Annotated in this window: 15 protein-coding genes; 5 read left to right on the top strand and 10 right to left on the bottom strand. The window is 52.4% G+C overall.

Features of this window, described 5'->3' with window-relative positions:
- Positions 1 to 182: 182 nt before the first annotated feature.
- Positions 183 to 4670, top strand: a complete 4488-nt coding sequence (locus tag BQ5591_RS18000; protein WP_071150389.1) for a hybrid sensor histidine kinase/response regulator transcription factor — start codon at positions 183 to 185, stop codon at positions 4668 to 4670.
- A gap of 423 nt (positions 4671 to 5093) precedes the next feature.
- On the opposite strand, the gene BQ5591_RS17995 is transcribed toward BQ5591_RS18000, so the two are convergent.
- The 8 genes from BQ5591_RS17995 to BQ5591_RS17960 all read right to left on the bottom strand — a co-directional run bounded on the left by BQ5591_RS17995 (position 5094) and on the right by BQ5591_RS17960 (position 19557).
- The gene (locus BQ5591_RS17995) at positions 5094 to 6668 is read right to left on the bottom strand and encodes a DUF4957 domain-containing protein (RefSeq protein ID WP_071150388.1); all 1575 of its coding nucleotides are present in this window, start codon (positions 6666 to 6668) and stop codon (positions 5094 to 5096) included.
- A 29-nt stretch (positions 6669 to 6697) separates the two neighbouring features.
- Positions 6698 to 8575, bottom strand: a complete 1878-nt coding sequence (locus tag BQ5591_RS17990) for a RagB/SusD family nutrient uptake outer membrane protein (RefSeq protein ID WP_071150387.1) — start codon at positions 8573 to 8575, stop codon at positions 6698 to 6700.
- A 13-nt stretch (positions 8576 to 8588) separates the two neighbouring features.
- Positions 8589 to 11804 carry a SusC/RagA family TonB-linked outer membrane protein gene (locus BQ5591_RS17985; RefSeq protein WP_083381024.1) on the bottom strand — a complete coding sequence of 1072 codons (3216 nt, stop codon included), beginning with the start codon at positions 11802 to 11804 and terminating at the stop codon, positions 8589 to 8591.
- Between the two features lie 244 nt (positions 11805 to 12048).
- Entirely contained in the window at positions 12049 to 13596 is a 1548-nt protein-coding gene (locus BQ5591_RS17980; RefSeq protein WP_113740900.1) for a pectate lyase, read from the bottom strand.
- 104 nt (positions 13597 to 13700) lie between these two features.
- A complete protein-coding gene (locus BQ5591_RS17975; protein WP_235817114.1) occupies positions 13701 to 15347 on the bottom strand; it encodes a glycoside hydrolase family 28 protein in 1647 nt (548 codons plus the stop codon).
- 257 nt (positions 15348 to 15604) lie between these two features.
- On the bottom strand, positions 15605 to 16258 hold the full coding sequence (locus tag BQ5591_RS17970; RefSeq protein ID WP_071150385.1) for an HAD family hydrolase: 654 nt from the start codon (positions 16256 to 16258) through the stop codon (positions 15605 to 15607).
- A 300-nt stretch (positions 16259 to 16558) separates the two neighbouring features.
- Positions 16559 to 18235: a glycoside hydrolase family 43 protein gene (locus tag BQ5591_RS17965; protein ID WP_071150384.1), complete on the bottom strand. Its 1677-nt coding sequence runs from the start codon at positions 18233 to 18235 to the stop codon at positions 16559 to 16561.
- Positions 18236 to 18330: 95 nt separating this feature from the next.
- The gene (locus BQ5591_RS17960; RefSeq protein ID WP_071150383.1) at positions 18331 to 19557 is read right to left on the bottom strand and encodes a DUF4861 domain-containing protein; all 1227 of its coding nucleotides are present in this window, start codon (positions 19555 to 19557) and stop codon (positions 18331 to 18333) included.
- A 255-nt stretch (positions 19558 to 19812) separates the two neighbouring features.
- On the opposite strand from BQ5591_RS17960, the gene BQ5591_RS17955 reads away from it, so the two are divergent.
- The gene (locus tag BQ5591_RS17955; RefSeq protein WP_071150382.1) at positions 19813 to 20670 is read left to right on the top strand and encodes an enoyl-ACP reductase FabI; all 858 of its coding nucleotides are present in this window, start codon (positions 19813 to 19815) and stop codon (positions 20668 to 20670) included.
- A 113-nt stretch (positions 20671 to 20783) separates the two neighbouring features.
- A complete protein-coding gene (locus BQ5591_RS17950) occupies positions 20784 to 21488 on the top strand; it encodes an SAM-dependent methyltransferase (protein WP_022164223.1) in 705 nt (234 codons plus the stop codon).
- On the opposite strand, the gene BQ5591_RS17945 is transcribed toward BQ5591_RS17950, so the two are convergent.
- Complete coding sequence (locus BQ5591_RS17945; protein ID WP_071150381.1) at positions 21454 to 22572, bottom strand: hypothetical protein; 1119 nt, start codon at positions 22570 to 22572, stop codon at positions 21454 to 21456. The two genes, BQ5591_RS17950 and BQ5591_RS17945, sit on opposite strands and share 35 nt — an antisense overlap.
- A 301-nt stretch (positions 22573 to 22873) precedes the next feature.
- Between BQ5591_RS17945 and BQ5591_RS17940 the strand changes: the two genes are divergently transcribed.
- Both BQ5591_RS17940 and BQ5591_RS17935 read left to right on the top strand, forming a co-directional pair.
- Positions 22874 to 24106 (top strand): MFS transporter, encoded by a 1233-nt coding sequence (locus tag BQ5591_RS17940; RefSeq protein ID WP_205410648.1) that lies wholly within the window; start codon positions 22874 to 22876, stop codon positions 24104 to 24106.
- 68 nt (positions 24107 to 24174) lie between these two features.
- Positions 24175 to 25074, top strand: coding sequence for a YncE family protein (locus tag BQ5591_RS17935; RefSeq protein ID WP_071150380.1), 900 nt, complete (start codon positions 24175 to 24177; stop codon positions 25072 to 25074).
- 32 nt (positions 25075 to 25106) lie between these two features.
- Here the strand turns inward: BQ5591_RS17935 and lipA are convergent, their stop codons facing one another.
- Positions 25107 to 25967, bottom strand: coding sequence for a lipoyl synthase (lipA, locus tag BQ5591_RS17930; protein WP_022164220.1), 861 nt, complete (start codon positions 25965 to 25967; stop codon positions 25107 to 25109).
- Between the last annotated feature and the right edge of the window lie 4 nt (positions 25968 to 25971).

Genomic DNA, 25971 nt, shown 5'->3' with positions numbered 1-25971 from the left:
GCTGCTTGCCGGATTTCTTGTCCGGGTTTTGGAAAAAGGGTTTCCTATGCAAAGATACAATTTGTAGCCTGATTCTTGCTGAAAATAGGCTTTTTTCACTTTTGTAGCCTGCAAGTTTTTTTGATTTGCACTGTCTGTTCTTGTTGAAATCCGTATCTTTACGGCAAAGATTGATTGTGCTTATGAAAAACCTTTTATACACTGTTGTCGGATGCCTGTTGTGTTTGTGGGCATTGCCAGTAAGCGGGCATTCCGATTGTCTGTTCACCCATTACTCGTCCGAGGATGGGCTTTCGCAAAATACCATCATGTCTATCCTGCAGGATAAGAAGGGGAATATGTGGTTTTCCACGTGGGACGGCATCAACAAGTTTGACGGATATTCGTTCAAGACTTATAAGGCACGTCCGAACAACCGCATTGCACTGACCAACAACCGTGTGGACTACATGTACGAAGACGAGTACGGATTTATCTGGCTGCTGACATACGACAATCAGGTGTTCCGTTTCGATCCGCGGACAGAAGTCTTTGAACGTGTTCCGGCAACAGCGGAAACCGGTGCCGACTGTGATGTGAGGGCCGTCAAACTGTTGCAGGGAGGAATCGTATGGCTGCTGGCCGACAAGGGAGGAGCAGTCAGGGTAAGTACCGATGCGACGACATGCCGTTTGTCGTGCGAGTGGTATCGGGAATTGTCGAAACATTTTCCGGCAGTACGGATGAACGATGTCTATCGTGATTCGTCCGGACACGAATGGCTGTTGACAGACAACGGACTGGGGTTGTTGTCGGCCGATGGCAAGGAGCCCGTATTCTATTTTTCGGGGACGGCACAGGAGGAAGCCACGAAGGAGCAACCGTTCTACGTCTGTTGCGAGACGGGCAAGGAACTTTTTTTCGGTTCGGACAACGGTCGTGTATGGCGATATCAGAAGGGGGACGGACAGTTCCGTCTGTTGCAGCTTCCCGTTCCTTCGCGGGTTGTGTCCATTCACAGTCTGGGAGGGGATGATTTGTTGCTTGCTACTGCCGGTGACGGTTTCTTTGTATGCAATTTGGCTGCCGGAACAAGAAAACATTACGAGGCTTCCCGACTTCCGAAGGCGCCTGTCCTGTCGGCCTATCGTGACAAGACGGGAGAAGTCTGGTTCGAACAGGAAGTCTCGGGAACTGTGGCGCACTTCAATCCGCAGACCGGTCAGCTGAAGACCGAAGTTATTGCGGTAGAGCCTACCAGTACCGACCGTTCGCGTCCGGCTTTCCACATTCACGAGGATGTGTACGGAACGGTGTGGGTACATCCATACGGTGGCGGATTCTCTCGTTTCGACAAGCAGGCCAACTGTCTGCGGCCTTTCTACAACAGCCTGTCCGACGGTTGTTGGCGCTTTTCCAATAAGATACATTCCGCTTTTTCCGACCGTCAGGGCAATCTGTGGATGTGTACCCATTCCAAGGGGCTGGAAAAGATAACTTTCCGTCCGGCCCAGTTCAGCCTGTTTACTCCGGTCGCACATAGTTATGAGTCGTTGAGCAACGAGGTGCGTGCCATCTGCGAGGACAGTGAACGCAACCTGTGGGTAGGACTGAAAGACGGCAAGTTGCGGGTGTACAACGAAAAACGTATATATCAGGGCTATCTGACCGAGACCGGTACCGTTTCGACCGTGGGAAAACCGATGGAAGGCAATGTCTATTTCCTCTTGCAGGACAGCAAGGGCTGTCTGTGGATAGCGACCAAGGGTGACGGCCTTGTCAAGGCTGAGCCGCAGGGCGGAAAGTACCGACTGACGCGCTACCGTTACAGCAAAGACGATATTTACAGCCTGAGCGACAACAATGTATATTGTGTATACGAGGACAAGCAGGGCCGCATCTGGGTGGCTACCTTCGGTGGAGGAGTCAATTACCTGACACGTGACGAAAGTGGCAGAGAGGTGTTCATGAACCATCGCAACCACCTGAAAGGCTATCCCATAGACAACTGTTACAAGGCACGCTTCATCACAGGCGACGGTAAGGGCAACATCTGGATTGGCACTACACTGGGTGCTTTGGTTGTGAAAGACGACTTCAAGTCGGCCGATGAGGCGGTGTTCCATCACTTCCAGCGCATTCCGGAGGACGAGCATAGCCTGAGCAACAACGATGTGCACTGGATTATCTCGACCCGGCAGAACGAACTGTATCTGGCTACCTTCGGCGGCGGACTGAACAAACTGTTGTCGCTCGACGGACAGGGAAAGGCGCAGTTCAAGTCGTACAGTGTGGAAAACGGTCTGCCGTCGGACGTGCTGTTGTCCATCCGCGAAGACGGGTCGGGCAACCTGTGGATGAGTACCGAGAACGGCGTCTGCAAGTTTGTGCCTTCGGATGAACGGTTCGAGAACTACAGCGATAAGTCCATTTCTTTCCGGGTGCGTTTCAGCGAAGCGGCTTCGGCCTATACTTCGCAGGGAAAGATGATGTTTGGAGCAAGCGACGGCATTTTCTTTTTCAGTCCCGATTCGATACGGAAGAGTGCTTTCGTGCCGCCTGTCGTATTCTCCAAACTGCTGATTTCGAATAAGGATGTAACTCCTTCGGCAGGCAGCTCCGTGCTGAAGCAAAGTCTGGACGACGTGAGCGAACTGGTATTGTCGCACCGGGAGAACATCTTTACTTTGCAGTACGCGGCACTCGACTATTCGGCTCCCTCCGAGATACAGTATGCCTATATCCTGGAAGGCTTTGAAAAGGCGTGGAACTATGTGGGTACGCAGCGCACCGCCACTTATACCAATCTGCCGAAAGGACACTATACGTTCAAGGTACGCTCGACCAATGCCGACGGAGTGTGGACGGACAATGTGCGTACACTGGAGATAGAAATCGAGCCTTCCTTCTGGGAGACGCCGCTGGCCTACTTCCTGTATGTGTTCTTCTTGCTTGCCGTAGTGGTAACGGCCGTCTACATCCTGTTCACCATCTACCGGCTGAAGCACAAAGTCTCCATCGAACAACAACTGACGAACATGAAGCTTCGCTTCTTTACCGATATATCGCACGAACTGCGTACTCCGCTCACACTGATTGCCGGCCCTGTGGAATATGTGTTGCAGAACACACCGCTGCCCGACGATGCCCGTGAACAGCTGAAAGTAGTGGAACGCAACACCAACCGGATGTTGCGGTTGATCAACCAGATATTGGATTTCCGGAAGATACAGAACCGGAAGATGAAGATGCAGGTGCAGCGGGTGGAAGTGGTACCTTTTATCCGGAAGATTATGGAGAACTTCGAGTCTGTGGCCGAAGAACATCACATCGACTTCCTGCTTGAGGCAGAGAAGGACGACCTCTACCTGTGGGTCGATGCGGACAAGCTGGAAAAGATTGTGTACAACCTGCTATCCAATGCCTTTAAATACACGCCCGAGGGCAAGATGATTTCTGTCTTTGTGCGCGAGGACGAGAAGACCATCTCCATCGGAGTGCAGGACCAGGGCATCGGCATCGACGAGAACCGGCGCAAGTCGCTCTTCCTGCGTTTCGAGAATCTGGTGGACCACAAACTGTTTGCCCATGCCAGCAGCACCGGCATCGGGCTGTCGCTGGTGAGGGAACTCGTCGAGATGCACAAGGCAACCATTACCGTGGACAGCAAGCTGGGCGAGGGCAGCTGCTTCAGGGTGGACTTCCGCAAAGGGAAAGAGCACTATGATGCAACCACCGAATTCCTGCAGGACGATGCTACGGCCGGCATGGCAACGGCCACAGCAGAGCGCAGTGACACACCGGTTGCAAGCGCAGTTCCATCCGAAACGGGAATTGCTCCGGACGGTACAGTCGAGGCGGAAGACGACAAGGCGGCTGCCCGCGAGACAATGTTGCTGGTGGAGGACAATCCGGAACTTCGCCTGTTTCTGCGCAGCATCTTTGCGGCTGATTATCGCGTGGTGGAGGCCGAAGATGGTATACAGGGATTGAACAAGGCATTGCAACTGTTGCCCGACATCATCATCAGCGATGTCATGATGCCCGGCAAGGACGGCATCGCCATGACGAAAGAGCTGCGTACGGACATGACCACCAGTCACATTCCCATTATCCTGCTTACGGCAAAAACTTCGATTGAGAGCAAGCTCGAAGGACTGGAGTATGGTGCCGACGACTACATCACCAAACCCTTCAGTGCCACTTACCTGAAAGCACGCGTCAAGAATCTGCTGGCCCGTCGGCACAAGTTGCAGGAAGCCTTCCGTCAGGAGTTCATGTCGGCCACAGCCACCGTTTCGACTGCCGGTACCGAGACGGTAGCCGAAGAGAAGCCCAAAGCCGAGATGTCGCCCAACGACCGCAAATTCATGGACAAACTGGTAGAACTGATGGAAACCAATATGGACAACGGCGATCTGGTTGTGGACGATCTGGTGCGCGAACTGGCAGTCAGCCGCTCCGTCTTCTTCAAGAAGCTGAAGACACTGACGGGACTGGCGCCGGTGGAATTCATCAAAGAAATGCGCATCAACCGTGCCGTCCAGCTGATAGAGACGGGCGAATACTCCATGACGCAGATTTCGTATATGGTCGGCATCAACGATCCGCGCTACTTCAGCAAGTGCTTCAAGGCCAAGATGCAGATGACTCCTACCGAATATCGTGACAAGGTGATGCAGCAGAAATAGACGTTTCCGCCTGCATCGTCCTTTTGTTTTCCTCATAACTCCTTACTAAACAGCATCTGTTGCTGGTTGTTGGGTGGGTATATGCCGGTTGTTACAGCCTTGTATGCTGGTTGTAGCGACTGCATCAACCTTTGCAGTGACGCTGCACCAAGCTTTGCAGTGTTACTGCATTAAGCTTTGCAGTGACACTGCAACCTGGATGCAGCCATTCTGTAACTTAGGTGCAGTAGCTCTGTAATCTGGGTGCAGCAACTCTGTAACCTGGGATTTGTAATCGGACTACCTGCCTTTCTTTGCCGCACTTCGGCTGTTGTCCGTCCGTATGCTTTGTGTTTGTCCTAAAAATAAAGGGAGTACATCGTCCGATGTACCCCCTTTCGTCAAACAGGAATCTATATGCTATAGAAGCCTAACAAGTCTTCATCAGTACCAGCGCGGGTCGCCTACCTGATTGTAGATAAGGTCTTCGTTGGTCAGGGTGAAGTCACCGTTGGCGGCATCTGCAAATGCCGGATCGGCTTCGGTGGCTACGGCTGAATGATCGTCTTTGTAAAGGCTTGCCCACAGGTTCGGACAGTTATAGTAATAGTTGTTGCTGTATTCGGCACTAGCTTTGAACTTGGAACTTCTGGCCCATGTTCCCGATTCCGTAGCACTTGGGCTGTCAGTTCCTACACCGTATACAAGGCAGCTCTTAACGGTGAGCAGACTGCTGTCGTTGGTCTTGTCCATTTGGAAGAGTCCGCTGTTGTTCGAGTTGTCCAACGTACAGATGTTGTAGAATGTACAGTTCTGGAAGGTGACATTTACCGTGTTGGCTACCTGGCAACGCAGCAGGGTTCTGACTCCGTTGCTGATGGTGGTATTAGTGACAGTGAGCGATTGCAATGAGCCTCCGCGAATGTCGAATCCGTCGCCACCTCCGTCATCGATGCCGTCGATGATACAGTTATTGATGATAATGTCGCCAAATGTACCTTTCGCATTGTTGTACATGATGTGTTTACCCATGTTCCGTATTTCGCATCCTTCGATGGTCAGTGTTCCCAGGTTGGCTGCTGCATCTTTCAATTCCAAGATGTTGTCCGTATCGCCTTGGCCGTCGAATACGATGTTGGCAAGGGTTATTGAGCTTACCGGTGCGCTTACTGTAAAGCGTCCGTGTACGATAGCCGGACTATTGGGGTCGAGTGATGTCAGCGAGAACGACTTGGTAACGGCATAACTTCCTAACTCGTAGTTTGTTCCCATCAGGACAAAGCTTTCTCCCTCTTCGGCTGCATCCAAGGCTGCGGCCAAGTCGGCGTCGGCAGCGATTTGAGTCATGTCGCCGGTATCAATGGCTGTCTTGAAGGTAACGGTGCCACGTGTGCGGCCATTCAGGGTCATTATAGCGGTGTATTCAGTCTGTTCTGTCAGTCCTTCGATGACGGCATATCCGTTGGCTACGTCTTCGGCAGTGACGTTGTAGGTCACAACCGGTGCTGTAGAACCCTCAGCAGGTGTCAGTGTGATAAGGTCGGCAGCCTCTCCGGCCGGCCAGCGCAGTGTAACAGACAATGCGGCAATGTCGGCAGAAGCTACGCTATTGAAGATCTGTTCGGCCAGTGTGGTGGTCGTAAGTTCGGCCCATTTCGAGTCTTCAATGCCTTCGGCCACTGCTTTTACACGCAGCAGGTAGGTGGTTTCGCCCATTGTTCCCGAGCTGATGGTGTACGTAGTGCTCGTAATTCCGCTTTGCTGTACGACGGGAGTACCTTCGGCTGAAGTTCCTTCATACAGTTCCAGCGTATAGCTTTGGGTGCGGTCATCCACTACGCCCCAACTGGCTTCGATGTTCACTTGGTTGCGAATACGTACACTCAGGTCAGTGGGTGACAGAACGCGGCTCAGGTTCAGTTCCTGCACCGGGTCGATGTCTTCGCAAGACGTTATCAGTGTACCGCCCATGGTCAGTAAGCTTATCATGAAGGCGGTGTATATTATATTTCTTTTCATTGTAGTTTATTGTTTATTAGTCCGTTTATTTAATACCATGAATAGTTCTCAAGCAAGGGGTTGGCATCCAGGTTGTATTGGAAGATCGGCCAGTATGTATATTTGTCCGGGTCGCGTGCATAGAGCGATTCTATTTTGTCGTCGGGCAGGTTGCTGGTACTGATCCATTTGGAAACTTCGCCTTGCGAGTTGGACGAGGTATATTCGTAGCCTTCGGGGTTCTCTTCCGTTTCACCGTGGTTCAAGCCATATATCTGCAGAGCCGTTTCGGCATAGGTCTTTCCGTCTGCTCCGTCGCTGTAGTCCACCATGTTGTAGTACAGGTAAGGATTCAGATCGGCATATTCACCTTGCAGTTCGCGTAAACGGTACATCTTTTCTTTGGCTTCATCCATTTTGGCTTTCAGCAGGTTCCAGCGGATGAGGTCGGCTTTGCGCAGCATTTCGCCACAGAATTCATACGCACGTTCGTCGACGATTGCATCGAACATGGCTTGTTTGCTGGCACTGGCATTGCTGACATAAGTTTCTACTTCGGTAGCCCAATCAGCTGGGTCGAAAGCACGTTGACGTATCTGTTTCAGGTACGGAGCAGCAGCATCGGGGCCATTCAGCTCATTCTCCAGTTCGGCACGCATCAGTACCACGTCAGCATAACGCATGTAGATTTTGTTGATACCGTCATCGGTGGAACTGATAGAAGCGCCTCGTGTCATCCATTCGTAACGCATCTTGCCGAAATACCAGCTTTTGAGTGTGCTGAGCTCTTGTACGGCTACTCCGGAGCCGGCATTCTTTTCTACCCACGTGTAGGGAACGCAAGTCACGTCGCGGCGTTTGTCCTTGATGGAATAATCGAAGAATACATTGGGCAGAGGACCTACCTGTCCGCCTTGTTTGGCTTTTACAAACTGGTCGATTGCTTCGTGTTTGGTGCCGTAGGTGTAAACCATACGTCCGCGTGCGGAAGGAGAATTTGCATAAGGCACTTCCCAAAGCGATTCACCGCCGGCAGCGATATCATCCTGACAGTTGCCTTTGAATACATCTACAAAATTGCTTTTCAGTGCCACATATCTTCCTTCCTGATCCATAACTTCCTTACAAGCCTGCAAGGCAATGGGGTAGAGTACGGATACTGACAGATCGGGATCAGAACTTTGGCGCACTGTACCGTCGGAACGAAGCGAATAGCCTGCGGCCTGCATGCAGACACGTGCCAGGAAGCCTTTTACGAATGCCTTGTTGATACGTTCTACTGTTTGCGTATCGCTACGTTCGTTGGGCCATGCTACATATTCCTGTGCGGTTTGCAGATCGGCTATGATTTGTTTGTAGATGACATCCCGGTCTTCACGTGGCAGGTTGATTGTCTCAGGTGTAATGGCTACGAAACGTGCCGGTACGTCTCCCCAGGCATTGATCAGGTCAATATAGGCAATGGCGCGTAAGGTCAGTGCCTCGCCATACAGCTGGCGCAGACCTTCGTCGTTTTCCAAGTCGGCGTATGCCTGTAAGCCTTCGATGGCCAGATTTGCTTTCTCGATGCCTGAATAGATATTCGACCAGGGCTCTTTGGCATCGGCAATGTTTAATTGGCCGTTATTGGGCAACGTATTGTAGTTGACCATATTGGCTTTGTCATCACCTCCGTCCGAGCCGTTCAGCCATTCTATGTCGGAATTCATGCCATAGTAGCAGAAGTAGCGTGCACGGTGGTTTTGTTCGCCATAGTAAGTATAGATATTGTTGATGGTACCGATGGCCAGGTCGTAGATTGAGAATATGTTTTTGTCATCCATGGAAGAGGGTGACTGTGTATCCAGGATATTATCACCGCAGGCCGACAGCAGGAGTCCTCCGGCAATGAATGCGGTTGCAAAGGTTGTATATAATTTATTTTTCATGACAATATGTAGTTTAGAAGTTCAAGTTTACACCGATTACAAACTGACGGCTTTTGGGGTATGCCGAGTAATCCACTCCCGGTGTCAGAGCAGTTTTTGTTCTGGTCGATACTTCCGGATCGAAGCCTGAATAGCCTGTAATGCAGAGCAGGTTGTATCCTGTGGCATAGAAACGCAGATTGTTGATGCCTACTTTGCGGGTCAGTGATTTCGGTAAAGTATAACCTATGGTCAGTGTGTTGAGACGTAAGAACGATCCGTCTTCTATGGCCCAGCTTGTCAGAACGTTCTGGTTCATCCATGGTGACCACATGGTGGTATTTGCATTCATTTCGGCCAGTTCCACCGGGTCGTTACTGATGGTACCATCGGCACGAAGGTTAGTCCAGCGTTTGCCGTCGGCCATGATGTCAATCATGTTACGGTAGCTGGTGTTGTTTCCGGCTGTGGTATATTCTATCTTGTTGGCATTATACACGTCGTTGCCAATGCTGTAAGTAAAGTTGGCCGAGATATCGAAATTATAGACTCTGGCGTTCAGTCCGAAACCACCACTGGCCACGGGATTGGTATCGCCGATAATGGTGCGGTCGGCTGCGGTTACCTTTCCGTCCTCGCTTCCATCAACGTTTTTCAGCTTCAGTGCGCCCGGACGGAGCATCTTCTCACCGATAACTTCGCTGTCGTCCACTATGCCTTCTTTAAGAATCCACTGGTTACTTGCAGCATCGTATCCTTCAAAGTCATCAACCTCGTAACGTCCGTCACATACGTATCCGTAGATCTGTCCGATGGGGGAGCCCGGACGGACTACAAAGTCTGAACCGATTTCGGTAGAGGCCCAATTGGAGGCTGCCGCATATTCGCTCAGCGAGCCTAAGGAAACGACTTTATTCTTGTTGAAACCGATATTGCCGTTGAAACTTAAGCCGAAGTTTTTCTTGTTGACAACGTCCCAGTTCAGGCTGACTTCCCAACCTTTGTTTTCTGTTTCGCCTAAGTTGCGCCATTGGTAACTGTATCCGGTACCGGAAACCGGGAACTCGATGAGCAGGTCTTTGGTACTGTTCCAGTAGTATTCAACCGTACCGTTCAGACGTCCTCCAAAGATAGAGAAATCGAGTCCGATGTTACGCGTATGCGTCGTTTCCCATTTCAGGTCGGGGTTCGACATGTACGAACCGGTTGTCCAGAAGCTGGAAACGTTGTTGATCCATCCCAAAGCGCTACCGCTTCCTGCCGACCAGATTGTACGCATCTGATCGCTGTCGATGTCATTGTTACCGGCGGTACCGTAGCTGACGCGCAGTTTCAGGTCGTCCAACCAGCTACGTGTGCCTTCCATAAAATTCTCCGAAGAGATGCGCCATGCAACGGCTGCCGAGGGGAAGAAGCCCCAGCGGTTGTCTTTTGCAAACTTGGAAGAACCATCGGCACGGAACGTGGCTGATACGAGGTATTTGCTTTGATAGTCATAATTGACACGTCCGAAGTAAGAGAGGAGTACATCATCGGCATTGATGAATTTGTTGGTGCTGTAAGCTGTTCCCTGGCTGCTCAATGTGAAAGCCTGGCTGGATGTGAATTGCGTAGGATAGTAGCGCACTTCGTCTGTATCGGTATTGCTTTTCACCTTGATAAGCTCTTGTCCTACCAACAGGTTCAGATGATGGTCTTCGCTTTTGATCAACTTCTTAAAGTCGTAGCTCAGTGTATTTGCATTGCGGAATGTTTCACGGCCATTTTCAGTAAAGACAACAATGGGCTGATTGTTTCCGTTTACGCGGGCGTTATAGGTCGAAATACCATAAAAACGTTTATCGTCGTTTGTATAGTATTGCAGACCGAATTCAGTCTTGAACTTCAGGTTGTCAATGATTTCCCAAGTGAAACTTCCGTTGTAGTCGAATGTCCGGCGGTCTTGCAGACGGTCATTGTCATACACCGAAGTCAGAGGCTGGGTCAGGTTCATGTCCGGGTCGTATCCTTCGCTTAAGCTTGCATAATTGAACGGTGAGAAAACCATCACATTCTTCATACGCGAGTCGGCAGTTGAAACTTCTGTCTTCGATTCGTTGGCACCAGCTCCACTGATGTGGGTATCGGAGTAGCGGGCTGAAAAGTCGAGGCTAACCCTTTTCACCGGTTTGTAATTCAGTTTCAGGCTCAGGTTGTCTCGCTTGTAACTCGAACCCAACATGATGGCTTTATCGTCCATATGTGCATAGTTGAACGTAAATTTCATCTTGTCGCTACCTCCACTGATGCTGAGGTTGTGGTTGAAAGTATGTCCCGTACGGCCGAATACCTGGTCTTGCCAGTTGTTTTCGGGTACGTTCTGGTACAAGTCGATGTCCTGATAGTTACCAAAGATATCGGTATAGGTTGAAGGATTGATCTGGTCAGGTTTTCCGCTTTTCAGCATGGCAAATTCGTATTGCCATTTAGCATAGTCGGCACTGCTTAGGGTGTTGAGCTGCTTGGCCATTTTCTTCCAGCTATAGTAAGCATTGTAGTTGACGCTGACTTTGCCTTCCTTGCCCGACTTGGTAGTTACCAGAATTACACCGTTGGCACCACGCGAACCGTAGATGGCAGTCGAAGAAGCGTCCTTCAGTACGGTGATGTCTTCGATTTCGGAAGCAGGGATGTCGGAGATGGATTCCACGGGGAAGCCGTCAACGATGAACAGAGGTGTGTTGTCACCGGTGATGGAGCCGCCACCACGTACACGGATCTTCATTTCGGCATCGGGTGAACCTTCTGTTGTGGTGATCTGCACACCGGCCATTTTACCGGTCAGGGCTTCAGTGGCCGAGGCAACGGGTACTGCTGCCAGTACATCGGAGCTGACGGTAGCTACCGAACCGGTCAGGTCTTTCTTCTTTACCGAACCGTAACCGATGACCACTACTTCTTCCAATGCCTGGGCGTCGTCGGACATTACTACCTGAATCTTTGTTTGTCCTTTCAGGGGGATTTCCTGCGTTGTCATTCCTACATACGAGAATACCAACGTTGCGTTGGAGGGGACAGAAAGGGTGAACTTGCCGTCGATGTCGGTGATGGTACCGTTGCCGGTGTTCCCTTTCTCAACTACGGAAGCTCCGATCACGGTTTCTCCCGTCTTGTCTTTCACTGTACCAGTTACGGTCACATTCTGCGCGGATACGCTGAGCGATATCAGGGTTACTAATAAGGATAGTAACACGGCGCGCATGTTTCTCATCTTGTTAGACTTGTTTTGCATGGTTATTAATTAAATTATGTTTTATTCCTTAAGTGTGTTTGAACACACTGTTAATTCCTTATTGCAAATGTATATGGATGTAAAAAGCAGAATGTGCAAAATTTGTTTTTAGGTTGGTACTTTTTGTTATTCTTCCATTTTTTGTGTTCCCAGAAAAGATGTGGCAGGAGCTGTACGGCACGAAGCTGACAATCTGCCTGCCCGTCTGTTACCAGCCGTCCTGTTATTGGCCTGAAATGCCTGTTTCGGCAATGTGGCTGACCAATTCATTCAGGTAGACTTCCAGGTTGGTGTACTGGGAACTCAGGTTGTAGGCACTGCCGTCGGCTGCATCGGGGTTCAAGCCGTGTGCTTTCTCCCATTCGTCGGGCATGCCGTCGCCGTCGCTGTCTTTGGGGGCATCGGCCGATTGGTATTCGGGCCATCCGCCTACGTCGGCAGGCTGGTCGATCATGCCGTTGGTACTACCATTCGAACCTTCGTAGGTATAGGTGCCCTGGCGTACTTCTTCGACAATGCGGGCATCGCAGGCATCGCGCTTCAGCGAGGCACCGGCCAGGCGAAGAACTGATTCGTAGGCTTCGGCAGTCGGTTGCAGCGAGGTGTGCTCGGCTATGTTGAAGGAGCTTTTAGCCAGTACGTCGTCCTTGGAGGCAAAATCGTTTTTCAGGATGAGGCCTGCGGTGTTGTCGGCGTTGACTTTGGCCATGGCGGTGCGCTGCTTGTCGCTTAGCTTGGAGCAGGTGGCATCCATGTAGTTTCCGTCGAAGTAGAAGTGGCCGTACACACCTTTGGCATTGGTGTTGGTGCCGTCGTCGGCATAGGCGGTGAACAGACGGTTGTACGAGCTCTTGGTGGCCGTATAGGGTCCCGGCTTGTAGTAGTTGTTCAGGAAGTTGTACGAGCCGCCCTCTCCGGCATAGGCACCTTCGCTGCCGTAGTTGTAGATGACGTTGTTGAAGAGTTCTACTTTCTCCTCGTCGGGCTTGCCGGTGTAGCGGCTGCCGCAGAGGCGGGGCGTGCGGTTGGTGTGGTGGGCCAGCAGATTGTGATGGAACGAGGCGGGTTGTCCTCCCCAGATGCCACCGTAGCCGTGTGCGCCTTTCTCGTGTATGGAGTTGGCCAGACTTTCGCTGATGATGCACCATTGCAGGGTCAGGTTACGGTTGTCGTAGAACGTGGCACACTCGTCGGTGCTCCAGCTCAGCGAACAGTGGTCGATGATGATGTTGCGGTGCGACTGATAGGCATTCATGGCGTCGTCGCCTTTCTGCACGATGTCGGCTCCCATGCGCGAGCGGATAAAGCGGACGATGACGTTGTCGGCCTGTATATTGAACGTATAGTTCTTCAGGCAGATGCCGTCGCCCGGTGCGGTCTGTCCGGCGATGGTCAGATCGCCGTTGCGCACCTTGAGCGGCTGTTGCAGTTCGATGATGCCGCTGACGGCAAAGACGATGGTGCGGGCTCCTTTCTGGTTGATGGCCCAGCGCAGGGTGCCTTGCGAACTGTCGTCCTTGAGCGACGTTACGGTGTAAACGGTTCCGCCTGCCCCTCCGGTGGTGTATTTGCCTGCTCCGTCGGCACCGGGAAAGGCCGGGATGGTGGAGCGGTCGGGCGTGGGATAGGTGGTCAGTGTTTCCTCGTCGGAAGGGGGCTCCGGAGTTGTCTCGGGGCTGTTTCCGTCGGAGCATCCCAGGCTGAGCGAGGGAAGTGAAGCGATGATGGCGGCCAGTGTGAATGCGGCCACTTTGGAGTTTATCTTGCTCATATTGCAGTTTTAATGGATTGTATGGTTTGTACAGCAGGAGGCAGGCTGGTTGTCTGCCTCTGCGGCGGTTACTGTCTGTTGTTACGCGCCGTTATCGGCGGGTTTTACATCTTGACGGGCATGGCTTTCGGGCCGGGGTTCTGATAGGTCTGGCCGTCGACGCGGATGTCTTGTGCATTCTTTATCTGCATGGCCTCGCCCGGTGTACCGATGTGTACGTTCTCCAGGGTGACGTTGCGCGCCTGGCTGATGACGATGCCCTGCTTGGCGTCGCTGATGGTGACGTCGCTGATGGTGACGTTATCGATAGGCATCTCGGGCAGTCCGTTGAAGAACATGGAGCGTCCGGCACCCTTGCAGGTGACGTTGGAGATGTGGATGTTGCGGAAGGCGGGTGTTTCTTCCGTGACGGGCGGTATCTCGGCCTTCATGCGTCCCTGCAGGTCGTCTTCGGTCTCCTCGCCGGCTGCCTTGCCGCCGTAGAAGAGGTCGAACAGCAGTGGTTCGTAGGGGATGTTGATCATCTGGATGCGGTCGATGTAGATGCCTTCTACCACTCCGCCGCGTCCGCGGGTGCTCTTAAACCGCAGACCCACATCGGTGCCGAGGAAGGTGCAGTCGGCCACGTAGATGTTCCTGACTCCGCCCGACATTTCGCTGCCCACCACGAAGCCTCCATGTCCGTGCAGGACGATGTTGTTGCGTACAATGACGTTCTGGCAGGGTTCGCCACGTTTTCTTCCATCCTCGTCCTTGCCCGACTTGAGGCAGATGGCGTCGTCGCCCGCGTCGAAGATGCAGTTGGTAATTACGGCGTTGGTGCACGACTCCAGGTCGAGGGCGTCGCCGTTCTGCGAGTACCAGGGATTGAATACTTTCACGTTGTCGATGGTGACGTGCTCGCACGACAGCGGATGCAGGCACCAGCTGGGCGAGTTCTTGAAGGTGACGCCTTTGAGGAGTACCTTCTTACACTGGGCGATGCTGAGTAGTACGGGGCGCAGCCAGGGGCGTATTTCGTTCCACTCTTCGTCGGTCTCGATGCCTTCGGGATTGTTGAATTCCTTGCAGGCCTGCGCGCCTTTCAGCGAGCCGGGGGTGGGGTACCAGATGTCGTTATCGACCACGCCGCCCGACTGGACGAGCGCTTTCCACTGCGAGGCGGTCAGTTTGCTCTTCTTGACGGGGCGCCAGCTGTCGCCCGAGCCGTCGAATACGCCGTCGCCGGTGATGGCGATGTTCTCGGCGTTGCGTGCCGAGATGGGCGACTGGCAACGGCGGGTGTTCAGTCCTTCGAACGAGGTTTCGATGATGGGATAGGCCTCGAAGTCGTCGGTGAACAGGACGAGGGCATTCTTCTCGGTATGCAGATTGACGTTGCTCAGCAGTTCGATGGGACCTGTGAGCCAGATTCCTTCGGGGATGATGACGGTTCCGCCGCCTTTCTGACTGACGGAGCGGATGGCGTCGTTGATGGCGCGGGTGTTCAGCGTGATACCGTCGTTCTTGGCACCGAAGTCGGTGATGTCGGCTTCCAGTTCGGGAAAGGTGGGACGTTCCACACGGGGCATTTCGAAGGGAAGGCCTTCGTAGATGTCGGCGACCGGACTTGCAGACGGACGGGGCGAGCCGTTACCTGCACAAGCATTGCCGGTCAGTAGAAAAGCGGTCAGGGCTGAAAGCGAAAACAACTTCCTGAAGAAGCCTGCCGGCCGGTGCGAAAGGGGGGATGTCTGGTGATTCATGGTCATGTAATAATTGATAAAAGGTTGTATTTTTTCCCGGCAACGCTGACGCCTGTTCGACGCGAGGGTTGCCGATGACAAAAATACATCCCTTGATCCGGACCGATGTGCAGAATTTGTCTGTTTGGGTGTATTTTTTGGCTTATCGGCCATCGAATGGGGAAAAGACGAGGGTGTTTGTGCGTTTTGCTCCGGATGGACGGGGGTGTCGGCCGACTGCGGTCGGGGTCGCCGGCTACAGCACCGGCCGCCGGCCGTGGCTGCTACTTGTTGGCTATTTTCAGTATGTCGGATGCGTGGTCCACGATGTAGGCGGGATTGAGCGCCTCTAACTCGGTGCGCGGACGGAAGCCCCAGGTGACGCCGCAGGCGGTGACACCGGCGTTGAGGGCGGTCTGCATATCGACGGCCGAGTCGCCTACATAGAGCACGTCTTCGGGTTGCACACCGGTGTCGCGCAGGATGTCGGCCACAACGGTGGGGTCGGGTTTGGTGGCAATGCCTTCGCGCTGGCCATAGACGGCGGCAAAGCGTATCTGCGGGAAGTAGTGGGCAATGAGCTTCGTGGTGGCAGCGTGATACTTGTTCGAGGCCACCGCCAGCAGTATGTGCTGCGACTGCAGCTGTTCCAGCAGTTCGGCTATGCCGGGGTAGGGGCGGCTGCGGTCGGCATTGTGGCAGTCGTAGTAGGGGATGAATTGGGCACGTACCCGCAGGACGTTCTCTTCGGTTTTTTCTCCTTCGGGCAGGGCACGTTCGAACAGCTTGTTGATGCCGTTGCCCACCATGAACTTGTACGAGGCTTCGTCGTGGGTGGGATAGCCTAAGGCGCTGAGGGCGTGATTGGTGCTTTGTGCCAGGTCGGCAATGGTGTTGAGCAGTGTGCCGTCGAGGTCGAATATAATCAGTTTCTTCATTTTCACAGGTTTTATGTTCCGGCGGCAAAGGTAATACTTTTCGGGCACATCTGCAACGTGTCCGCCCCGTGCGGGCAGTGGCCGGGAAGGGGAGGAGGTTTAGGATAATTATTGACAGCGCGGACGGCTTCCGGTCACAGTCCTATACCGAGGGTACCTAAGTATAGGACTGAGGTAGCCTCGGTCCTATACTTAGACCCCCTCAGTCCTATACTTAGATAGCCAACATATAAGGCTTCTGATTATCAACGTTTTATGATTTTCCTGTCTGTTGGTTATAATGTTTTACAAAAACTCTGCTTACGGGGTGATGCGGAACCAGTCGATATCGGCCCATCCGCCGTCGTTGGCCCTGATGGCGGGGCGGGTGCAGAAGGTGCCCACCTTGGCGCCTATCCATTTGCCTTCACGCGCCCGGAAGGTGGTGCCAAGTGGGCTGAACGTCCGGCCGTCGGTGCTGTAGCTGAAGTTGCACGTCACGAGCAGGTCGTGTCCGCCTTCGCTTTGGGCTATCTTCCGACCGTCGCACCCGAACCTGACGCGCAGATAGACGGTACCTCCGGTCAGTCCGACCGATGCGTTGACCTGCTCGGGCTGTCCCTTGTCGGCACTGATGCACTCCACCTGCGACAGGGTCAGTCCGTCGGCCGTGTTTTCGAGCATCAGCGCAGCATAGTCCATGCCCATCACCACTAATCCGGTGCGTTCGCCCCTGTACTTGTCCGTGGGGCTGAAGGTCAGCTTCATCGTGGCGGTGAAGTTGGGGGCAGGCGTCTTTTGCAGCAACAGATTGGCCACATCCCACAGGTTTCTGCACTGCGGCACCACCGGGTACGAGTACAGGCGGACGAAGCCGCGGTTGCCTGCATGGTAGGCCCACTTCTCGTTGATGTTGGCATGCCACTGCCACTGGGGCGAAAGGGTGTAGCCATCGAACTCGTCGCTCTCCTGCGGCGTGCGGACGGGATACGTGCGGCCTACGTCGGGCTTGCGGTGCGACAGTACGGGTTCGCCGCACCCGTCGCCGTCGGGATCGGTGCCGATGACGGGCCAACCGTCCTTCCACTTCATGGGTTGCAGGTGCACCACCCGCCCGTAAGCCCCTACGTCCTGGAAGTGCAGGAACCAGTCCTCGCCGGTCGGGGTGTCCACCCACGCGCCCTGGTGCGGCCCGTTGACCGAGGTGTTGCCCTGTGCCAGCACGGTTCTGCACTCGTAGGGGCCGTAGACGTTCTTCGAGCGTAGCACCACCTGCCAGCCGGTAGGCACTCCGCCCGCCGGATGGAAGATGTAGTAATAGCCGTCTTTCTTGTAGAACTTGGGACCCTCGCACGTGGCGTGAGCCTCGTGCCCGTCGAAGACGATTCGCGAAGGGGTGACGGCCTGCGTGGCCTCTTCATTCAGCCGGCAGACGGCGATGACGCTCTTCAGCTGGGCGCGGCTGCCGGCATAGGCGTGCACCAAATAGACCTGTCCGTCGTCGTCCCACAGGGGGCAAGGGTCGATGATGCCCTGTCCGGCCTTCACCAGTACGGGCTCGGTCCACGGCCCCTGCGGGTCGCGGGCCTTGGTCATAAAGACTCCCTGGTCCGGATCTCCCCAGAAAATGTAGAACTGTCCGTTGTGGTGGCGTATAGCGGGTGCCCATACGCGGTTGCCGTGTTCGGGGCGTTCGGGGGTGCGGACGGGAGCGAGGCTGTAGGGGATGGCTGCGCCGATGATGTGCCAGTTGACCAGATCGTTGGAGTGCAGTATCTGCAAGCCCGGCAGGCAGTTGAAGCTGGAGCTGGTCAGGTAGAAGTCATTGCCTACGCGGCAGGCATCGGGGTCGGAATAGTCGGCATAGAGGACGGGGTTCTGATAAGTGCCGTCGCCCCGGTCGGCTACCCATACTTGCGATACGTACTCTTTCTGCTGGGCCGCCATTGGCAGGGCTGCCAGCAACCCCAGGCTGAATAGTGTTTTTACGATGTTCATGGAAAACAGACTGTTTATGTTTGGTGAATGGACAGCCGGCAGCGTGTGTGCGCCGGTCTGCCTTACGTAAAATTCGGATGTATATCAGGTTCGGATCATGGCAGCAGACGGGTTTCTATGGGATGCTGAAGCCTGTCTTTCCACTCCTGCATGTAGCCGAACCAAGCCTCGGCATCGGGGAAACCGAAGGTCTCCTTGCGCGAGGTGAACATGGTGTAGTGGCAGAAGCCCCGTTCGCCGGGAGCCGCCAGCGTATACAGGAAGTTATCCTTGTCCGCCACTTCCTGGCGGACGTATCGCTGGGGAATGCAGGTGGCAATGCCGATGGTCTCTTTGGCGTATTTCACGGTGTCGTTCACGGGCCAGTGGCGTCCCCAGCTTCCCACCAGTCCGTGGTGGTCGCTGTAGGAAACGGTCTCGTTGCCCATGATGTTCTGTACGCCGGTGCAGAACACTTCTTCGTCCAGCGGACGCGAAAAAGAAGTCTCGATGCGCAGGTCGCGGTGTCCGGCATACAGCAGGTAACGGTGGGTCATGTCGAGGCGGCTGCCCTGATACTCCCATCCCTGCACCTCCACCTCGACAACAGCACGCACCGGTCCGCACGCCAGGATGCGCTCCGTGCGATAGGCCACCGGGGCGATGTGGACAGCTTTCTGCCCGTCCCATCCCTTCAGGGCACCGATGCCGCAACTGTTGCCCACCATCAGCACGTCGTCGCCGAAGCCTCGTGCCAGCTGTTCGTCGGTGGGATAGAATTGGCTCTCGGTCAGCTCCAGCCTTGGGGTGAACTTTCCGTAGGGGTCGATGGTCTGCTTCTCGTTGAAGTAGATGCGGTAGCCCACCAGTTCCGATTCGAACATGGGGCCATGACCGTATACCATATTATAGAAATTAGTCGTGCCTGGCACGGTGACCGACTGTATCGGGGCGTGTTTCCCCTTCTTGGCGTCGCGTATCAGCAACTGAGCCGATACGCGGGGCGTATAGGTCTTCTGTACCGGAGCTGCGGACAAGGTGATGCCGATTTGTCGGGTACTTTGGGCAGGCATGTCGATGACGAAAGCCAACTCGTCGGCTTTCCGGTCGCCATCCAGGTCGTCCAGCTGGGACGGTATTTCGCGTACGCCGTCTGTCACCGTGGCCGACAGTACGTCGAAGCCGGTTTTCAGGTCGCTCAGTTTTACGACGACCGGTGCGTCCGTCTGTTCGTGCGTCCACGTGTTTCTGACTTCCAGTCGGAAACTGCGGCTTTCCTGGGCAGCCGAGTACAGCGATGTGCCACACAGAAGGCACAGTAGAATCAGTTTTCTTCTTTTCATGGTATCGGATGTATAGTGTCAGTTACGGTCTTCCTTTGCCGGGGCATCCTGCACTTTGGCCTGTTTTTTCAACGGCTTGCCGGTTGCCCGTCGCATGGAATCCTGTTACAAAAGTATCATTATCCGCACAGTTTTAGGTGGATAAATTGAAGTTTTAGGTGGATTTTTTGTCTTTTGGTGCTTTCTTTCAATAATTTTCGTCAGACTTACGGATAAACTTCCTATCTTTGTGCCCTCAATTTAATTAATGTAAGTATGAGTTACAATTTGTTGAAAGGAAAAAGAGGCATTATCTTCGGTGCTCTGAATGAGCAGTCCATTGCCTGGAAAGTAGCAGAAAAAGCAGTAGAAGAAGGTGCTGTTATTACGTTGTCGAACACTCCTGTTGCCGTGCGCATGGGCGAAGTGTCCGCACTGGCCGAAAAGCTGCACTGCGAAGTGATTCCCGCCGATGCCACGAACGTGGAAGATCTGGAAAATGTTTTCAAACGTTCGATGGAAGTATTGGGCGGTCAGATTGATTTTGTGCTGCATTCTATCGGTATGTCTCCCAATGTGCGTAAAAAACGTACGTACGACGACCTGGACTACGACATGTTGAGCAAGACGCTGGATATCTCAGCCGTCTCTTTCCATAAAATGATTCAGGCAGCCAAGAAGATGAATGCCATAGCCGAATACGGTTCGATTCTGGCATTGAGCTACGTGGCTGCACAGCGTACATTCTACGGCTACAACGACATGGCCGACGCCAAGGCTCTGTTGGAGTCTATCGCCCGTAGCTTCGGCTACATCTACGGTCGCGAGCATCATGTACGTATCAATACCATCTCGCAGTCGCCTACCATGACTACAGCCGGTTCGGGTGTGAAGGGTATGGACAAACTGTTCGACTTTGCCAACCGCATGTCTCCGCTGGGCAACGCTTCAGCCGAAGAATGTGCCGACTATTGTATTGTCATGTTCTCCGACCTGACCCGCAAGGTGACCATGCAGAACCTGTATCACGACGGAGGTTTCTCCAGCGTAGGTATGAGTCTGCGCGCCATGGCTACCTATGAGAAGGGCCTGGATGAGTATAAGGACGCAAACGGAAATATCATCTACGGCTAAACGCCGGATGTTTCATAACAAGGGTGTGTCAGTGTGCGGTGCGGCCGGTGGCCGGTGTCCGTCCTGGCACAGCCTTTTTTCTTATTATTATTCTTTATTTCAGTTGAATCAGAATGGATACAGCGCTTTATCTTTTGCCCGTCACGCTGGGCGATACACCGGTCGAGACCGTGTTGCCGGCTTATAATAAGGAGATTATCTTGCAGATACGCCACTTTATCGTCGAAGATGTGCGTTCGGCACGCCGTTTTCTTAAAAAGGTAGATAAGGGTATCGATATCGATTCGCTGACATTCTATCCGCTGAACAAGCATACATCGCCCGAAGCCATATCGGGCTATCTGAAACCACTTGCCGAAGGGCAGTCCATGGGAGTCATTTCCGAAGCCGGTTGTCCGGCTGTGGCCGATCCGGGAGCCGACGTGGTAGCCATTGCCCAGCGCAAGGGGCTGAAGGTGGTTCCGCTGGTAGGGCCTTCTTCCATCATTCTGTCTGTCATGGGCTCCGGATTCAACGGTCAGAGTTTTGCTTTCAACGGCTATCTGCCCATCGAACCTGCCGAACGGGCCAAAAAGCTGAAAGCTTTGGAGCAGCGGGTATATGCCGAACACCAGACACAGTTGTTCATCGAGACCCCTTACCGGAACAATAAGATGGTCGAGGATATTCTGCACAATTGCCGTCCGCAGACGAAGCTCTGCATCGCAGCCAACATTACCTGCGAAGGCGAGTACATCCGTACACGTACCGTGAACGAATGGCGCGGCAAGGTGCCCGATCTGTCTAAGATTCCTTGTATTTTTCTCTTGTATAAATAATGCCTTTCAGGTGCTCGTATTCGTATTCGAAGCACTCGCTGAAGTAGTTCATTCCCAGATTCTGCTCTATTTGGGACAGTGTCCATAGCTTGGCTCCCCTGAAATTGCTGTCGCACAAGGCCGAGTCGTCTTCTACATCGAGCAGGAAGAGGTAGACCAGACGGTTGGTCTGATGGTTTTCATAGTGATACTTCAGGTTGAAGCAAAGGTGTTTCTTCCAGGATTCCGGAACGTTCTTCTTAAGAATGCGTTGCACACACTGTTCCAGTGTCTCGCCGTATATCAGGTAGTCTTCCATCAGCAGGTCAGTCTTGTTGGCATCGTAGTTGCTGCATTGCGGACGCGGACGGAGGAACAGCATCCCGTGCGACGCTACGGCTATACGCACTACGGGGACAATGAAGTCGCGCCGGCGGTTGACTACATCGGCTGCCTGTATTTTTCCGGTTACATCGCCCCGTATGTTGACAATGGGGAGGAAAATAGTATGCTGCATCATTCTGTTGAAATAGAGGATGCCGAACTGGTTGAACAGCATACCGGCTATGAACACGGCCGGAGGAGTGATGTGTAGCAGGAAGAACCCTGTGGCACTGTGGGCCGGACTGTTTAGCAGATAAGCGGCAAACAGACCAAGAAAATGCAGAAAACCGAAAAGCAGAATGACTCTGGAGGATACGATGGCGGCTTCGGCTCCTTGCGCATAAAACTGTTTGCAACATTCTGACGACTTGCATTGATAACGCCTCAGGAAACGTTTGCGGTTCAGAAATATGAGGAAAGGAACTAGCAGGCAGCATCCTTCGATCATGAGTGGGAATAAAAGGTCGGAACAATAGTCGGCAGTAAAAATACCGATAACGGCCAACAGTGTCAGCATGGTTGTGGTAGCATATAATATGATTTGAGGAATATACGCTCCCTTCCGGAAATAGCTGTGCAGACTGGCAGCTATTCCCATTGCAGCACCGGCGTATACCGATATGTCCTGTGAGGCGAAGCCGCTGAGCAATATGGCTATAACGGCTGGAAGAAATCCTACGGACATGTTGAACTTGGATGATAAGACTCTTTGTTGACCCATAACTCGTATGATTCTGCTTTTTACGTATAACACAAGCAAAGGGACAATTGTTTTTTCTTTTTCTCTGTTTAGACTGCATCAAAGTAATTTTTCATAAGAAGATACTTGTTCTTTTTAGGATATTGTAATATATGGATGCTGGTGAGTATCTTTCCTCTATTGTTTTGGGTGCGTGTTGTTGTATAGGCTTATCGTTATTACCGATAGATTCTATCGAAAATATGAGTTTTTCAGATATATTCCTTTTTTGTTTTATGGTTTACTTTTGCTGCATCAAAACTTGAAAAGAGGAGGACATAATATGAAAGCCATGCTTCGCACACCTATAGCTACGGATAGCCGTAAGAGATTCCGGACCATACGAAACTGTATGTTCCTGTCCGGCTTGTCTGTCTTTGCACAGTTGTATCTTTTTCAGCCGATGCTCTCCGAGTTGTGTGTGTTTTTCCATACCGATCTTGCCAACAGCAGTCTTGCGGTGTCAGCTTCTACGTTAGGGATGGCTGTTGGTCTGTTTTTGTTTGCTTTTAAGGCGGATGACTTTGTACGTGAGCGGCTGATGGGAATCGGATTACTGGTTTCTGCCGTTCTGACTTTGGCATCTGCCTTTATTACCGTATTCCCCTTGCTGCTTGTTGTCGGTTTTCTGAAAGGCATGGCTTTGTCTGCTGTGTCGGCTGTGGCTTTGGCCTATCTGACGGACGAGGTGGACAAACCGATGATAGGACTGGCAATCAGCCTATATTTAAGTGGTAATACCATTGGGGGCATGTCTGGGCGTGTGGCAGGAACTCTTCTGTCCGGATGGGTTGGGTGGCAGTATGCAGTGGCTGTGATTGGAGGAGTAAGTTTGGTATTAGGGTATTTCTTTATCCGCAAGATTCCTGCATCCGGTCATTCGACAGTAGTTCCTGTATCCTTTAAAGAGAAAATCAGGCAAATGAAGTCTTTGCTGCTTCATCCGCAACTCATCTGCATGTATTTAGTTGCTGCATTGTCAATGGGTACCTTTGTCAGTGTGTACAATTATTTGTCGGTTTTGCTTGTTTCACCTGCATTCGGGCTTTCGCACGAGGTGGTGGCCATGATATTTATGATGTATACGGCAGGGGTAGCCGGTTCACTCGTTACCGGCCGTTTGTCCGACAGGTACAATCCGGGGATGTTGTTGCAATGGGCACTCTTGCTGATGTGTGTAGGGCTTGTACTGCTGTTGGTGATGCACCTGGGCGTGCTGATCCTGGGATTAGGACTGTTTACGTTTGCTTTTTTCGGTACTCATACGATGGCTAGCCGTATAGTATCGGCTCATGCTGCTTTTGCCAAAAGCACTGCTACCAGCATTTACTGGCTGTTCTATTATGCAGGTTCCAGTCTGATTGGTTCGCTGACGGGTATCGTATTTACCCGATATGGATGGAACCTGTTTGTCGAATTGTTGCTGGTGCTGATCGTCATAGCATTGGTCGTTGCCCTTATTCCGGTTGCACACGTATGGTATTCGCGATTTCGCGTACAAGTAGTTCGCAATTAATGATTCAGTATATGATTAATCGTTTGAGAAACAGATTGTTTATTACCAATTTAAAAAATGAATTTTATATGAGAAAAGGATTTTTATGGATGGCTCTGATAGGGCTGTCGGTGAATTTACAGGCGCAGGCCTCACGCGAAAATGTATCTCAGGAAATCGAACCAGTTGCGATAGTGCAGGATGGCATACGGTTTTGTGAAAGTACGTATCCCTATAACGGTGGTATTTTGATCGCCAATTTTGGCACGTCAGAATTGAATCCGCTTAATTCGGAAGGAAAGGGATATATTGTCTGGCACAAGGATGGAAAGACTGAAATAATTGTTCCTGCTGATGGAAACCTATCCGCACCGAAAGGCATGTTCGAGAGAGACGGTTATCTTTTTGTCTGCGATGTCAATAAGATTGTAGTTTACCATTTGTCTGTTCCCGGTGAACATCCTCGGATTATCCGTCTTCCCGAGGGAGATTTGTTTGTCAACGACCTGGCTGCTTCGGGCAATATGCTGTACGTTTCTGTAACCAATACAGACAAGATTTACCGGATAGATATCAGCGATCCTGCCAATCCGGGTGCTCCGGTAGAATGGACGTCTATTCCTGGTCCTAACGGTTTGCTGGTAGACAGCGGAGTGATGTATGTAGCGTCGTATCCAGCAGACGGCAAGACGCAGGACAAACATATCATTTATCGTATAGATAATTTAGATACTCCTCAACCAGAAAAATTTGTTCAGACCCCGGGACAGTACGATGGGATAGCTTTCTCTTCCGACAAAAAATCAATCTATATAACCAATTGGACACCTGCACAGCTGAGTAAGATTGACCTCCGGACACGCCAGATAGTACCCGTCCAGCTGAAGCTTGCCAATCCATTGATAGGACCAGCCGATATTACTGTCGATGGGGAAAAAATTTATATCCCGGATTTACCCAATAGCCGGGTATTGGTTGTTGAAGAATAAGATTGAGGGTGGAAAGTGGTTTCGTGGTACTTTCATCGTTTCTTCATAGCCAATATCTGTTTTTCGGCATGATAAGACGAACGTACCAGCGGAGCGCTTTCTACCTGCGTAAATCCTTTATCCAGTCCTGTCTTTTTGTATGCGGCAAATTGCGCCGGTGTGACGTATTCGGCCACCGGATAATGTTTATGGCTGGGTTGCAGGTATTGGCCGATGGTAAGGATATGGCATCCGATGCGGCGTAGGTCGTCCATCAGTTCTTCTACTTCTTGCGGTGTCTCTCCCAAACCGACCATGATACCCGATTTGGTAGTGATGCCGCTTTCGGCTATCTGATGCAATACCTCCAAGCTCGTGTCATAACGTGCTGCACTGCGTACCAGTGGACTGATACGCCGTACCGTTTCCATGTTGTGTGAGATGATATCGGGCTGGGCTTCTATGACCTGTTCTACCAGCTCTCTTCGTCCCTGAAAGTCAGGAATCAGCACCTCAATGGTTGTCTCCGGATTCTGTCGCCTGATTTCCCGAATGGTTTTTGCCCAATGAGCAGCTCCAAGGTCGGGCAGGTCATCACGGTCTACCGAGGTGACAACTGCGTGCGACAGTTTCATCAGCGAAACAGATTCGGCTACGTGTGCCGGCTCACCTGGGTCAAGGGGCAGAGGCTTCCCGGTCAGCGTATTGCAGAATTTACAGCTTCGGGTACAGATGTCGCCGCCTATCATAAAAGTGGCAGTCCCTTTTCCCCAGCATTCGCCCATATTGGGACAACGGCCGCTACTGCAGATGGTGTGCAGGCAGTGGGATTCTACAATACGTTTGGTTTCGGTGTAGCGTTCGTTGGCACCGATATTTATTTTCAGCCATTCGGGCTTGCGTACTCTTTCCATTTCG

It is taken from the genome of Bacteroides ndongoniae (genome assembly GCF_900108345.1).
GTDB classification, from domain to species: domain Bacteria; phylum Bacteroidota; class Bacteroidia; order Bacteroidales; family Bacteroidaceae; genus Bacteroides; species Bacteroides ndongoniae.
The sequence above is the reverse complement of the archived record's forward strand: the minus strand, read 5'-3'. Positions and strand labels throughout refer to the sequence as shown.

What these genes read in the sequence shown, in the direction of transcription:
- BQ5591_RS18000 (WP_071150389.1), top strand. Translation starts at nt 183, where the DNA reads ATGAAAAACCTTTTATACACTGTTGTCGGATGCCTGTTGTGTTTGTGG.
- BQ5591_RS17995 (WP_071150388.1), bottom strand. Translation starts at nt 6,668, where the DNA reads ATGAAAAGAAATATAATATACACCGCCTTCATGATAAGCTTACTGACC.
- BQ5591_RS17990 (WP_071150387.1), bottom strand. Translation starts at nt 8,575, where the DNA reads ATGAAAAATAAATTATATACAACCTTTGCAACCGCATTCATTGCCGGA.
- BQ5591_RS17985 (WP_083381024.1), bottom strand. Translation starts at nt 11,804, where the DNA reads ATGAGAAACATGCGCGCCGTGTTACTATCCTTATTAGTAACCCTGATA.
- BQ5591_RS17980 (WP_113740900.1), bottom strand. Translation starts at nt 13,596, where the DNA reads ATGAGCAAGATAAACTCCAAAGTGGCCGCATTCACACTGGCCGCCATC.
- BQ5591_RS17975 (WP_235817114.1), bottom strand. Translation starts at nt 15,347, where the DNA reads ATGACCATGAATCACCAGACATCCCCCCTTTCGCACCGGCCGGCAGGC.
- BQ5591_RS17970 (WP_071150385.1), bottom strand. Translation starts at nt 16,258, where the DNA reads ATGAAGAAACTGATTATATTCGACCTCGACGGCACACTGCTCAACACC.
- BQ5591_RS17965 (WP_071150384.1), bottom strand. Translation starts at nt 18,235, where the DNA reads ATGAACATCGTAAAAACACTATTCAGCCTGGGGTTGCTGGCAGCCCTG.
- BQ5591_RS17960 (WP_071150383.1), bottom strand. Translation starts at nt 19,557, where the DNA reads ATGAAAAGAAGAAAACTGATTCTACTGTGCCTTCTGTGTGGCACATCG.
- BQ5591_RS17955 (WP_071150382.1), top strand. Translation starts at nt 19,813, where the DNA reads ATGAGTTACAATTTGTTGAAAGGAAAAAGAGGCATTATCTTCGGTGCT.
- BQ5591_RS17950 (WP_022164223.1), top strand. Translation starts at nt 20,784, where the DNA reads ATGGATACAGCGCTTTATCTTTTGCCCGTCACGCTGGGCGATACACCG.
- BQ5591_RS17945 (WP_071150381.1), bottom strand. Translation starts at nt 22,572, where the DNA reads ATGGGTCAACAAAGAGTCTTATCATCCAAGTTCAACATGTCCGTAGGA.
- BQ5591_RS17940 (WP_205410648.1), top strand. Translation starts at nt 22,874, where the DNA reads ATGAAAGCCATGCTTCGCACACCTATAGCTACGGATAGCCGTAAGAGA.
- BQ5591_RS17935 (WP_071150380.1), top strand. Translation starts at nt 24,175, where the DNA reads ATGAGAAAAGGATTTTTATGGATGGCTCTGATAGGGCTGTCGGTGAAT.
- lipA (WP_022164220.1), bottom strand. Translation starts at nt 25,967, where the DNA reads ATGGAAAGAGTACGCAAGCCCGAATGGCTGAAAATAAATATCGGTGCC.